The organism is Streptomyces sp. CS113 (assembly GCF_002188365.1).
Lineage (GTDB): Bacteria > Actinomycetota > Actinomycetes > Streptomycetales > Streptomycetaceae > Streptomyces > Streptomyces tendae.
Genome location: NZ_KZ195574.1, coordinates 2,639,860 through 2,652,203, shown reverse-complemented (window position 1 = coordinate 2,652,203; position 12,344 = coordinate 2,639,860). Strand labels below are relative to the sequence as shown.

Genomic DNA, 12,344 nt, shown 5'->3' with positions numbered 1-12,344 from the left:
GTACGGGTGGACACCGTCGTCCTCGACCCGCGCGCAGACCTCTCGCACCCGCGAGAGGTTTTTCGCTTTCCTGGCCCACCCCGAGCCGGGAAGAGAGCGCGAGGGATCATAGACGGACGGTGGAACCGGTCATTCCGGTAGACCGAGATCCCCAACAGGAGCCTTCAGATCATGACCGCAACCAGCGAACTCGACGATTCGTTCCACGTCTTCGACACCACCCTGCGCGACGGCGCGCAGCGCGAGGGCATCAACCTCACGGTCGCGGACAAGCTGGCCATCGCACGGCACCTGGACGACTTCGGCGTGGGCTTCATCGAGGGCGGCTGGCCCGGCGCCAACCCGCGGGACACCGAGTTCTTCGCCCGCGCCCGGGAGGAGATCGACTTCCGGCACGCCCGCCTGGTCGCCTTCGGCTCCACCCGCCGCGCGGGTGCCACCGCCGCCGAGGACCACCAGGTCAAGGCGCTGCTCGACTCCGGCGCCGAGGTGATCACCCTGGTCGCCAAGTCGCACGACCGGCACGTCGAACTGGCCCTGCGCACCACGCTGGACGAGAACCTGGCGATGGTCGCCGACACCGTCTCCCACCTCAAGGCGCAGGGGCGCCGGGTCTTCGTCGACTGCGAGCACTTCTTCGACGGCTACCGCGCCAACCCCGAGTACGCGAAGTCGGTCGTGCGCACCGCCGCCGAGGCCGGTGCCGACGTCGTCATCCTGTGCGACACCAACGGCGGCATGCTCCCGGCGCAGATCCAGGCCGTGGTCGCCACGGTGCTCGCCGACACCGGCGCCCGGCTCGGCATCCACGCCCAGGACGACACCGGCTGCGCGGTCGCCAACACCCTCGCCGCGGTCGACGCGGGCGCCACCCACGTCCAGTGCACGGCCAACGGCTACGGCGAGCGGGTCGGCAACGCCAACCTGTTCCCGGTCGTGGCCGCGCTGGAGCTGAAGTACGGCAAGCAGGTGCTGCCCGAGGGCCGGCTGCGGGAGATGACCCGCATCTCCCATGCCGTCGCCGAGGTCGTCAACCTCACCCCCTCCACCCACCAGCCCTACGTGGGTGTCTCCGCCTTCGCGCACAAGGCCGGCCTGCACGCCTCCGCGATCAAGGTCGACCCGGACCTCTACCAGCACATCGACCCCGAGCTGGTCGGCAACACCATGCGCATGCTGGTCTCCGACATGGCCGGACGCGCCTCCATCGAGCTGAAGGGCAAGGAACTCGGCATCGACCTCGGCGGCGACCGCGAACTGGTCGGCCGGGTCGTCGAGCGGGTCAAGGAGCGCGAGCTGGCGGGCTACACCTACGAGGCCGCCGACGCCAGCTTCGAACTGCTGCTGCGCGCCGAGGCGGAGGGCAGGCCGCTCAAGTACTTCGAGGTCGAGTCCTGGCGCGCGATCACCGAGGACCGCCCCGACGGCAGCCACGCCAACGAGGCCACCGTCAAGCTCTGGGCCAAGGGCGAGCGCATCGTCGCCACCGCCGAGGGCAACGGCCCGGTCAACGCCCTGGACCGGACGCTGCGCGTCGCCCTGGAGAAGATCTACCCCGAGCTGGCCAAGCTCGACCTGGTCGACTACAAGGTCCGCATCCTGGAGGGCGTGCACGGCACCCAGTCCACGACCAGGGTCCTCATCTCCACCTCGGACGGCACGGGGGAGTGGGCCACGGTGGGCGTCGCGGAGAACGTCATCGCCGCCTCCTGGCAGGCCCTGGAGGACGCCTACACGTACGGGCTGCTGCGGGCGGGGGTCACGCCCGCCGAGTGAGTCCGGCACATATGGCTTCACTCTTTATGTCTGATTGAGGCCCGTTCGGGTACGTTCGAACGTATGAAGGGCGTTCGTGCTCGGTTCCTCATACGCCTCCTGGTCGCGCCGGTCGTCGCCGCGCTGGCGGTGCTGCTCGCCGGTGCGCCCGGCGCACAGGCGGAGACCGGCGTCTCCGAGATCGGCGCGGCCCTGCGCGAGAGTCCGGTGTACGTCGACCCGGCCGCCTCCGACCTGCTGTCCGAGTCGGACGCGGACGCCCTCGCCGACAAGATCGAGGACGCGGGCGAGCCGGTCTTCGTGGCGGTCCTCCCGGCGGGCTACCCGACCGAGAACCTCTTCCAGAACCTGCGCACCCAGACCGGCATCACCGGCCTGTACGGCGTCCGCCTCGGCGACCGCTTCGACGCCCGGGCCGACAGCAGCGTGCTGAGCCGCCAGGGCGTGCAGAACCTGGTCACCGCCGTCCAGGGCGCGGGCGACCCCAAGGCCCAGCTGAACGACTTCGTCGACGACGCGCTGCGCAGCGTGCGCGGCTCCGCCCCCTCGTCCTGGGACTCCGGCGGCGGCTCCGCGCCCACGGGCGCCCTGATCACCGCGGGCGCGGTGGTGGTCATCGGCGGCGCGGGCGTCTACGCGGTCTCCCGGCGCAGCCGCCACCGCCGCGAGGCGGAGCAGCGGGCGGCGCTGGAGCGGCTGCGGGTGGTGGTCGACGAGGACATCACGGCGTTCGGCGAGGAGCTGGACCGCCTGGACTTCCACCCGGGGGAACCGGGTGCCGACGACGCGATGCGGGCGGACTACGAGCGCGCCCTCGACGCCTACGAGCAGGCGAAGACGTTCATGGCCGACGCCCGCAAACCCGAGGACGTGCGTGCCGTCACCCAGGCGGTGGAGGACGGCCGTTTCTCGCTCGCGCAGCTCGCCGCCCGCCGCGAGGGCAGGCCGCTGCCCGACCGCAGGCCGCCCTGCTTCTTCGACCCGCGACACGGCCCCTCCGTCGCCGACGCCACCTGGACCCCGCCGGGTGGCAGCACGCGCCAGGTCCCGGTCTGCGCGGCCGACCAGGCCCGGCTGTCCGACGGCCGGGACCCGATGATCCGCGAGGTGGACACCGACTACGGCCGCCGGCCCTACTGGGACGCGGGCCCGGCCTACGGCCCCTGGGCGGGCGGCTACTTCGGCGGCGGCATCCTGCCCGGGCTGCTGGTCGGCACCATGCTCGGCAGCATGATGGCGGGCCCCGCCTACGGAGCCGGGTACGGCGACTTCGGCGGCCATGAGGGCGGCGACGTGTCGGGCGGCGACTTCGACCCCGGGGACTTCGGGGGCGGCTTCGGCGGCGGTGACTTCGGCGGGGGCGGCGGCTTCGGCGGCGGAGGGGACTTCGGCGGTGGCTTCTGAGGCGCGCGGCCCGGGTCAGCGCCCGGCGGCCGTCCGTCCGGCCGCCGCCCGCCTCGGGTCCGCCGGACGGTCCGCGCCGGACCGCACGGGCCGCCGCCTCCGGTCCGCGCCGCCGCGCCGGACGACGACCACGGCCGCGAGGCCGACCGCCAGTCCGAGAGCGGTCTGCACGCCGAAGGGCTCACCGAACATGAGGGCACCCCACACCGCCGTGACCGGCGCCATGAGGAACATGAGGGTGTTGACCTCGGTGATGCCGGACCGGCGCAGGATCAGCCAGTACAGCCCGTAGCCGCCGAAGGTCGGCAGCACCACCAGCCAGGCGGTCGCCAGCCAGAACGAGGACCCGGCCGGCGGCGTCGCCGCCCCGGCGGCCAGGGCCAGGCCGGAGAAGAGGACGGCGCTGGTCGCACAGTGGATCGTCAGGCCGACCCGGGGCGCGACCGGCTCCCGCGTGCGGCTCTCCAGGAAGGTGGCCGCCACCAGCGACAGCATGCCGAGGAACGGGACCAGATACGCCCACCAGGCCACTCCCGCCCCCGCCGCCGCGGCGTCGGCGAGGGTCACCGTGACCACGCCCGAGAGTCCGAGCCACAGTCCGAGCCACTGCCTGCGGGAGACGTACTGCCGCAGCAGGGGACCCGCGAGCGCGCCGGCGACCAGGGGCTGGACGCCGTCGATCAGGGCGGTGGTGCCGCTGGAGACCCCCAGCTCGATGGCGTAGTAGACGCTGAGCAGATAGCCGCTCTGCGACAGGGTGCCGATGGCGATCTGCCGGCCGGCGCCGCGCAGGGTCAGGCCGCGCCAGGCCGTCCGGGAGACGGCCGCGGCGGCGATCAGGGCCACGGCGAGCGGCACAAAGCGCCACATCAGGAGGGTGGGCGTGGCCGCGGTCTCCGCACCGAGCTTGGCGCCGATGAAGCCGGAGCTCCAGCACAGCACGAAGGCGGCCGAGAGCAGGACGTTCATGTCGTCGACTCCGTCCAGAGTAGACAGATCGGTTTACTAGTCTCGGGTGCCCACTATACAGACCGGTATACTTGGTGACATGGGTCAGGAAGAGAAACCGCGCCGCGTCCGGCTGACGCCCGGCGCGCGACGGGTGCTGGAGGCCGCCGAGCGGCTGTTCTACGAGCACGGCATCCACGCCGTGGGGGTGGACCTCATCGCCGCCGAGGCCGGGGTGACCAAGAAGACGCTGTACGACCGGTTCGGCTCGAAGGAGCAGATCGTCGTGGAGTACCTGGCCGGGCGCGACGAGCGCTGGCGGGACCTGCTCGCCGGACGGCTGGAGGTGGCGGGGGAGGGGGCGGCCGGCCGGATCGAGGCGGTCTTCGAGGCCTCGCGCGCGTGGTCGGCGCGGTACGGCGCCAAGGGATGCAGCATGATCAACGCGCATGCGGAGATCAGCGACCCGGCCCATCCGGCCCACCCGGTCATCACCGGCCAGAAGCGGTGGATGCTCGACCTCTTCACCGGCCTGGCCCGGGAGATCGACGCGGCCGGCGCGGAGCGGCTGGCCCGGACCCTGATGCTGCTGCACGAGGGGGCGCTGGTCGCCCACGGGGTGGGCGTGGTCCCCGACCCCTTCGACACCGCCCTCGACCACGTGCGGGAGCTGCTGCGCGGGTGAAAACGGGCGGCGCACGGGCCGGACGCCCCGCTACGGTGGGCCCGTGCCGCCCACCACCGCGCTCCTCGTCATCGACATGCAGAACACCACGGTCGCCATGGCGCACCGGGCCGCCGAGACGGTCGCGGCGATCGCCGGACTGGGCGAGCGGGCCCGAGCGGCCGGGGTGCCGGTGGTGACCGTGCGGCAGCAGGACGCGGGCATGGTCCCCGGGACCGAGGGCTGGCGGGTCGTGCCCGAGCTGGCGCCGCGGGAGGGGGAGCCGGTCGTGGACAAGACCACCCCGGACAGCTTCCTGGGCACCGACCTCGACGCGGTCCTGACGGCGCGCGGTGTCACCGAGGTGATCGTGACCGGGTTCGCCACGGAGGTCTGCGTGGACACCACGGCGCGGCAGGCGCTGAGCCGGGGCTACGACCTGGTCGTCGTCGCCGACGGGCACACCACGTCGGTGCGGACCGGGGCGGACACCGACCTCGTCCCGGCGGACCGCTCGATCGCGCAGTACAACGCGGTCTACCGCACGATCGGCTGGCCCGGCCGCCGTATCCGGGTCCGGGCCGCCGCCGACGTGGACTTCGGTGCCCCCGAGGGGGCGCGGGGCGTCAGGCCTGCCTGATCGCCGAGATGTCGAAGTTCAGCTTGATCTTGTCGGAGACCAGTACGCCGCCCGTCTCCAGGGCCGCGTTCCAGGTCAGCCCCCACTCCGAGCGCTTGATCTCCGCCTTGCCCTCGAAGCCGACGCGCTCGGCGCCGAACGGGTCCTTGGCGGCGCCGTTGAACTCCAGGTCGATGGTGATCGGCCTGGTCGTGCCGAGGATCGACAGGTCACCGGTGATGCGGTAGTCGTCGCCGCCCAGGGACTCCGCCTTGGTGGAGCGGAAGGTCATCGTCGGGTGCTCGTCCGTGTTGAAGAAGTCCGAGCCCTTCAGGTGCCCGTCACGGTCGGCGGAGCCCGTGTCGATGCTGTCCATCGTGATGTCCAGGGACGCCGTGGAACGGGACGGGTCGGTGCCGTCCAGGTGCAGCGTGCCGGTGAAGTCCCGGAACTTGCCCTTGACGTTCGTGACCATGGCGTGGCGCGCCGTGAAGCCGATCGTCGTGTGGGCGGGGTCGACGGTGTAGTCGCCGGTCAGCGTGGAGAGGTCGGGGGTGGTGGTCATGGTGTCCTCCGGGGAAGGTCCTTGATGTTGAATGTTCAACCAGTTCAACGAGTTCGACTCTAGAGCTATTCCGCGCCGTCATCAACCACCCGCGCCGCACGTGTTGCGGCACCGTTCCCCTCTCCGCCCCCGTCGTGATAGACGGCATGAGCATGACCCCACAGCGCCCCGCCGCCCCCACCCGCCGCGCGGTCCTGCTCGCCGCGGCCGCGGCCGCCGCCCTCACCGCCGCCCCCCGCGTCGCGGCCGCCGCGGCCGACCCCTACGACGACCTCCGCCGACGCTGGCTGGAGATCGCCCTCGGCACCGGCTACGACCCGGCCGCCGAGCCGTACGCCTCCCGCCTCGCCGAGACCGGCGCACGCGCCCGCGGCCACCGCGCCACCATGGCCCCCACCTCCTCCTCCCTGTGGCCCGGCCACCCCTTCGACCCGCCGGCCGGCATCACCTTCGCCTACGGCCGCCTGTGGACGATGACCGAGGCGTACGTCCAGGAGGGCACCGGCTCCACCGGTGACTCCGCCCTCCTCGCCGACATCCTGCGCGGCCTCGACCACCTCTCGGCCACCGTCTACAACCCCGCCACCACCCGCTACGGCAACTGGTGGGAATGGCAGATCGGCAGCCCCCGGCTCCTGATGGACATCACGGCCGCCCTGTACGACCATCTGGGCACCGATCGCGTTACATCCGCCTGCGCCGCGGTCGACCACTTCGTCCCCGACACGATGCTCGGCGACTACACCGGCACCTCCACCGGCGCCAACCGCGTCGACCTGTGCCGCTCCGTCGCCCTGCGCGGCGTCCTGGGCCGGGCCCCCGCCAAGCTCGCCCTGGCCCGCGACGCCCTCTCGCCGGTCTTCCCCTACGTCACCGAGGGGGACGGGCTCTACGCCGACGGCTCCTTCGTCCAGCACACCTGGGTCGCGTACTCGGGGACGTACGGCCAGGTCATGCTGGACGGCCTCGGCCGGCTGTTCACCCTGCTGGCCGGCTCCGAGTGGGAGGTGAAGGACCCCGGCAGGCAGATCGTCCTCGACAGCGTCGAACACGCCTACGCGCCCCTGATCCACGACGGACTGGTCATGGACATCGTCAACGGGCGGGCCATCAGCCGGGGGTACCTCCAGAGCGACGACCTGCACGTCATGCGCAGCGACCACTTCCACGGCCAGCAGATCATCGCTGCCATGGCGGTCCTCGCGGGCGGTGCGAGCGACGCCGAGCGCGAGCGCTGGTACGCCCGGATCAAGGGCTGGATCGAACGGGACACCGTCACCCCGCTCCTCACCGCGCCCCAGTTCCCGGTCGCCGACCTGGCCCGGCTGCACGCGATCGCCGACGCCCCGGGCGAGGCCGCCCCCGAACCCGCCGGGCACCACCTCTTCGCCGCCATGGACCGCGCCGTCCACCGCCGCCCCGCCTTCACCGCGGGCCTCGCGATGGCCAGTAACCGCATCGCCCACTACGAGTGCGGCAACGGCGAGAACCCCCGCGGCTGGCACACCGGCGCGGGGATGCTCACCTGGTGGGCGAACGGGACCGAGTCCGACCGGCCCGGTCAGTCCGACCGGTCCGGTCAGTACACAGACTGGTTCTGGCCCACCGTCGACTGGTACCGGCTGCCCGGCACCACCGTCTCCACCAAGCGCCTGCCCGACCGCGCGGGCGGCGAATGGGGCGCCCCCAAACCCGACGTGCGCTGGGTCGGCGGCACGACCGACGGCGAGTACGCGGCCGTGGGGCAGCACCTCAAGGGCCTGGGCTCGACCCTGGAGGCCCGCAAGTCCTGGTTCTTCCTCGACGACTCCGTGGTCTGCCTGGGCGCCGGCATCACCTGCGCGGACGGTGTCCCGGTCGAGACGGTCGTGGACAACCGCAATCTGGGGGAGGGCGGCGACCAGGTCCTCGCCCGCGGCCGGAACTGGGCCCACCTGGAGGGGCACGGCGGCTGGATCGTGCCCGGGGGCGGCCTGCGGACCCTGCGCGAGGACCGCACCGGCGCCTGGTCCGACATCAACACCACCAGCACGACCGAGCGCCGCACCCGTCGCCGGCAGACCCTCTGGCTCGACCACGGCACCGACCCGGCCGACGCCGGCTACGTCTACACCGTCATGCCGGGTGCCTCCCGGGCGGCCGTCGCCCGCCGCGCCGCCGACCAGCGCCGGGTCACGGTCCTCGCCAACGACGGCCGCCGCCAGGCGGTGACGGTCCCCGCCCTCGGTCTCACGGCCGCCAACTTCTGGCAGGCCGGCACGGCGGGCCCGCTCACCGCGACGGCCGGGGCGAGCGTGCTGGTCCGCCGCCGGGGCCGTACCGCTACGCTCTGCGTGAGCGAACCGCCGCGCACGGGAGAACCCCTGGAGATCATCTGGGACCACCCGGTGAGAGCGGTGTCGCGGGCCGACGAGACGGTGGAGATCCTCACGACGGGCCGCCGACTGCACCTCCGCGTCACCCCAGGGGTGGTATGTACCACCCATGAATGTGAGGTGACTCTCAGCTGACGGCTTTGTGCGACCTCTACAAGCAGGAGCCCCTCTGAGCAGTCGAAAAGGCTGCATGCGATGGGGGTTCTGTTCGGTGCTACCAGGAAAACGGGCCGGAGACTGTACGGAGTCGACGGCTCGCAATCCTTGGTCGGGTTCGTAGAGTCGCTACATGACCGTTTTGGACGAGGCGCCGGGTGAGCCGACGGACGCGCGCGGGCGAGTGGCCGAGCTGCACGAGATCCGTGCGCAGGCGCTGGCCGGGCCGAGCGAGAAGGCTACGGCGGCGCAGCACGCCAAGGGCAAGCTGACGGCGCGTGAGCGGATCGAGCTGCTCCTGGACCCGGGCTCCTTCCGCGAGGTCGAGCAGCTGCGCCGGCACCGGGCGACCGGGTTCGGCCTGGAGGCCAAGAAGCCGCACACCGACGGTGTCGTCACCGGCTGGGGCACGGTCGAGGGCCGCACGGTCTTCGTCTACGCCCACGACTTCCGGATCTTCGGCGGTGCGCTGGGCGAGGCCCACGCCACGAAGATCCACAAAATCATGGACATGGCCATCGCGGCCGGTGCCCCGCTGGTGTCGCTGAACGACGGCGCCGGCGCCCGTATCCAGGAGGGCGTCAGCGCGCTCGCCGGGTACGGCGGCATCTTCCAGCGCAACACCAGGGCGTCCGGCGTCATCCCGCAGATCAGCGTGATGCTCGGCCCGTGCGCGGGCGGCGCGGCCTACAGCCCCGCCCTGACCGACTTCGTCTTCATGGTCCGCGACACCTCGCAGATGTTCATCACGGGCCCGGACGTCGTCAAGGCGGTCACCGGCGAGGAGATCACGCAGAACGGCCTGGGCGGCGCCGACGTGCACGCCGAGACGTCCGGTGTCTGCCACTTCGCCTACGACGACGAGGAGACCTGCCTCGCCGAGGTCCGCTACCTCCTCTCCCTCCTCCCGCAGAACAACCGGGAGAACCCGCCCCGCGCCGAGTCCTCGGACCCCGTCGACCGCCGCTCGGACACGCTCCTCGACCTGGTCCCGGCGGACGGCAACCGCCCCTACGACATGGCCAAGGTCATCGAGGAACTCGTCGACGAGGGCGAGTACCTGGAGGTCCACGAGCGCTGGGCCCGCAACATCATCTGCGCGCTGGCCCGCCTCGACGGACAGGTCGTCGGCATCGTCGCCAACCAGCCGCAGGCCCTGGCCGGCGTCCTGGACATCGAGGCGTCGGAGAAGGCCGCCCGCTTCGTCCAGATGTGCGACGCCTTCAACATCCCGATCGTCACCCTTCTGGACGTACCCGGCTTCCTGCCCGGCGTCGACCAGGAGCACGGCGGCATCATCCGCCACGGCGCCAAGCTCCTCTACGCCTACTGCAACGCGACCGTGCCCCGGATCTCGCTCATCCTGCGCAAGGCGTACGGAGGTGCTTACATCGTCATGGACAGCCAGTCCATCGGCGCCGACCTCACCTACGCCTGGCCGACCAACGAGATCGCCGTCATGGGCGCGGAGGGTGCCGCCAACGTCATCTTCCGCCGGCAGATCGCCGGGGCCGAGGACCCCGAGGCCATGCGGGCCCGCATGGTCAAGGAGTACAAGTCCGAGCTGATGCACCCCTACTACGCGGCCGAGCGCGGCCTGGTCGACGACGTCATCGACCCCGCCGAGACCCGCGAGGTGCTGATCAAGTCCCTGGCGATGCTCCACACCAAGCACGCCGACCTGCCCTCCCGCAAGCACGGCAACCCGCCGCAGTGACCCGAGGAGCCACTTCCATGTCCACTCCCGACATCCGCGTCGAGAAGGGCCACGCCGAACCCGAGGAAGTCGCCGCCATCACGGCCCTCCTCCTGGCCCGCGCCGCCGCCCGCCCCGCCGAGATCGCCCCGACCCACGGCGGCGGCCGCGCCCGCGCGGGCTGGCGCCGCCTGGAACGCGAGCCGGGCTTCCGCGCCCCGCACAGCTGGCGCTGACCTGAATATGCGAGCAGGGCCCCTCCGTGAGGAGGGGCCCTGCTCGCATATTCAGGGGCGCGGGGAACTGCGCGACAAGCCACGAACTGCCCGCACCCGGCAACGAAACCGCCCCCGGCAGCCCGGTGGCCGCAGGGGGCGTATCGCAGCCCGGCGTAGCGGGGTGCCGCCTGCGCCCACCCTCCCCCACTCTCGGCTTCGCTCGAGCGGGGGGACCCCCATCGCCCCAGCGGCACGACTGCCCGCAGGCTGAGCGGCTAGCGCAACCGCGCCATCAGGGCGTGCTCCACGAGCGTGATGAGCGCGGACTTCGCGTCGGCCCGATGCCGCGCGTCCGTCGTGATGATCGGCGTGTCCGGGCCGATTTGCAGCGCCTCCCGGACCTCGTCCGGGTTGTACGGCTGCTGGCCGTCGAAGCCGTTGAGCGCGATCACGAACGGCAGGCCGCTGTTCTCGAAGTAGTCGACGGCCGGGAAGCAGTCGGCCAGACGCCTCGTGTCGACCAGGACGATCGCCCCGATGGCGCCGCGCACCAGGTCGTCCCACATGAACCAGAACCGGTCCTGGCCGGGCGTACCGAAGAGGTACAGGATCAGGTCCTGGTCGAGCGTGATGCGGCCGAAGTCCATGGCGACCGTCGTGGTCGTCTTGTCCCCGGTGTGGGTGAGGTCGTCGATGCCCGCGGACGCGGATGTCATCACGGCCTCGGTGCGCAGCGGATTGATCTCCGAGACAGCGCCGACGAACGTGGTCTTGCCCACGCCGAAGCCGCCCGCCACCACGATCTTCGCGGAAGTGGTGGAGCGGGAAGGACCGCCGCTAGAGCTTGCGAAGTCCACTGAGCACCCTTTCGAGCAGTGTCACGTCTGGCTGGCCGCCGGCGCTCTCGTCGCCGCCGGGCTGATGGATGGCGACCAGTCCCGCCTCCGCCAAGTCGGCGACGAGGATCCTGGCCACGCCGAGAGGGATCGTCAGGAGGGCCGAGACCTCGGCCACCGACTTGATCTCCCGGCAGAGGTTGCAGATCCGCTGATGCTCGGGCAACTGGCCCTGCATCTGGTGCGGCTGCGCGGTGGTGTGCACCAGCGCCTCGATGGCGAGCTGGTACCGGGGCCTGGTGCGGCCGCCCGTCATGGCGTACGGGCGCACCAGGGGGTTGTTCGACGCCCCGGCGGGCGCCGGCTCAGGGGTGCGGCGCTGCGGCTGCACGGGCTGGATGCGCGGAGCGTGCGGCTGGTCGTACGGCGAAGGGCCGGGGCCCTGCGGCGCGTACGGCTGCCGGTGGTTCGGCACGGAGGGGTAGCCGTACCCGTTCGCCGAGCCGTCGCCTTGGCCCTGACCGGAGCCGTACGACCAGTTGCCCGATGACGGACCGCCTGGGGGTGTTGCCACTTTTTCCTCCTCCGACTGTGCCTGGCACCCATCACTGTGGAGCCGCGTCCCGAAACTTTACGGCCACGGGACGCCAAAACGCACCGTCTGTCCTTTAGTTGAGAAGGCTCCCTTGGAGCTCAGCCCGCAGATCGGGGGTCAAAACCGTGCCGGCACGGTCCACCAGAAGGGCCATCTCGTACCCAATGAGACCGATGTCCGCCTCCGGGTGTGCGAGAACCGCGAGGGACGAGCCGTCGGAGATGGACATGATGAAGAGGAATCCGCGCTCCATCTCCACAACCGTCTGGTTCACGCTGCCGCCCTCGAAGATGCGCGAGGCGCCGGCGGTCAGCGAGGTCAGGCCGGAGGCGACGGCCGCGAGCTGATCGGCTCGGTCGCGGGGGAACCCTTCGGACATCGCCAGAAGGAGTCCGTCGGCGGAGACCACCACCGTGTGGGACACCCCCGGGGTGTTGTCCACGAAGTTGGTGATCAACCAGTTCAGGTTCTGCGCCGCCTGGCTCATCGGGC

The 12,344-nt window shown here is 71.7% G+C and carries 12 protein-coding genes; 7 read left to right on the top strand and 5 right to left on the bottom strand.

Annotated features, from left to right (window positions below):
- The first annotated feature begins 171 nt into the window (after nt 1-171).
- On the top strand, nt 172-1,776 hold the full coding sequence (cimA, locus tag B9W62_RS11395; protein ID WP_087807065.1) for a citramalate synthase: 1,605 nt from the start codon (nt 172-174) through the stop codon (nt 1,774-1,776).
- Between the two features lie 63 nt (nt 1,777-1,839).
- Nucleotides 1,840-3,180 (top strand): hypothetical protein, encoded by a 1,341-nt coding sequence (locus tag B9W62_RS11390; protein WP_087807064.1) that lies wholly within the window; start codon nt 1,840-1,842, stop codon nt 3,178-3,180.
- A gap of 15 nt (nt 3,181-3,195) precedes the next feature.
- Here B9W62_RS11390 and B9W62_RS11385 read toward each other — a convergent pair whose 3' ends face one another.
- Complete coding sequence (locus B9W62_RS11385; protein ID WP_087807063.1) at nt 3,196-4,149, bottom strand: DMT family transporter; 954 nt, start codon at nt 4,147-4,149, stop codon at nt 3,196-3,198.
- Nucleotides 4,150-4,228: 79 nt separating this feature from the next.
- On the opposite strand from B9W62_RS11385, the gene B9W62_RS11380 reads away from it, so the two are divergent.
- Together B9W62_RS11380 and B9W62_RS11375 are read left to right on the top strand one after the other, a co-directional pair.
- Nucleotides 4,229-4,813 (top strand): TetR/AcrR family transcriptional regulator, encoded by a 585-nt coding sequence (locus tag B9W62_RS11380; RefSeq protein WP_087807062.1) that lies wholly within the window; start codon nt 4,229-4,231, stop codon nt 4,811-4,813.
- Nucleotides 4,814-4,856: 43 nt separating this feature from the next.
- The gene (locus B9W62_RS11375; RefSeq protein WP_087807061.1) at nt 4,857-5,432 is read left to right on the top strand and encodes a cysteine hydrolase family protein; all 576 of its coding nucleotides are present in this window, start codon (nt 4,857-4,859) and stop codon (nt 5,430-5,432) included.
- Here the strand turns inward: B9W62_RS11375 and B9W62_RS11370 are convergent.
- Complete coding sequence (locus B9W62_RS11370; protein WP_087807060.1) at nt 5,419-5,976, bottom strand: YceI family protein; 558 nt, start codon at nt 5,974-5,976, stop codon at nt 5,419-5,421. The two genes, B9W62_RS11375 and B9W62_RS11370, sit on opposite strands and share 14 nt — an antisense overlap.
- A gap of 152 nt (nt 5,977-6,128) precedes the next feature.
- Between B9W62_RS11370 and B9W62_RS11365 the strand changes: the two genes are divergently transcribed.
- From B9W62_RS11365 to B9W62_RS11355, 3 genes are all read left to right on the top strand, one after another.
- Nucleotides 6,129-8,486: a polysaccharide lyase 8 family protein gene (locus tag B9W62_RS11365; RefSeq protein WP_087807059.1), complete on the top strand. Its 2,358-nt coding sequence runs from the start codon at nt 6,129-6,131 to the stop codon at nt 8,484-8,486.
- A gap of 154 nt (nt 8,487-8,640) precedes the next feature.
- A complete protein-coding gene (locus B9W62_RS11360; protein WP_087807058.1) occupies nt 8,641-10,224 on the top strand; it encodes an acyl-CoA carboxylase subunit beta in 1,584 nt (527 codons plus the stop codon).
- Between the two features lie 17 nt (nt 10,225-10,241).
- Nucleotides 10,242-10,439, top strand: a complete 198-nt coding sequence (locus B9W62_RS11355) for an acyl-CoA carboxylase epsilon subunit (protein WP_059302326.1) — start codon at nt 10,242-10,244, stop codon at nt 10,437-10,439.
- A gap of 257 nt (nt 10,440-10,696) precedes the next feature.
- Here the strand turns inward: B9W62_RS11355 and B9W62_RS11350 are convergent, their stop codons facing one another.
- The 3 genes from B9W62_RS11350 to B9W62_RS11340 form a co-directional block, all read right to left on the bottom strand.
- Nucleotides 10,697-11,278, bottom strand: a complete 582-nt coding sequence (locus tag B9W62_RS11350; RefSeq protein ID WP_009314218.1) for a GTP-binding protein — start codon at nt 11,276-11,278, stop codon at nt 10,697-10,699.
- Complete coding sequence (locus B9W62_RS11345) at nt 11,259-11,831, bottom strand: DUF742 domain-containing protein (protein WP_087807057.1); 573 nt, start codon at nt 11,829-11,831, stop codon at nt 11,259-11,261. Before B9W62_RS11345 ends, B9W62_RS11350 begins: the two co-directional genes overlap by 20 nt.
- A 94-nt stretch (nt 11,832-11,925) precedes the next feature.
- A complete protein-coding gene (locus B9W62_RS11340; protein ID WP_004983065.1) occupies nt 11,926-12,339 on the bottom strand; it encodes a roadblock/LC7 domain-containing protein in 414 nt (137 codons plus the stop codon).
- Nucleotides 12,340-12,344: the final 5 nt, after the last annotated feature.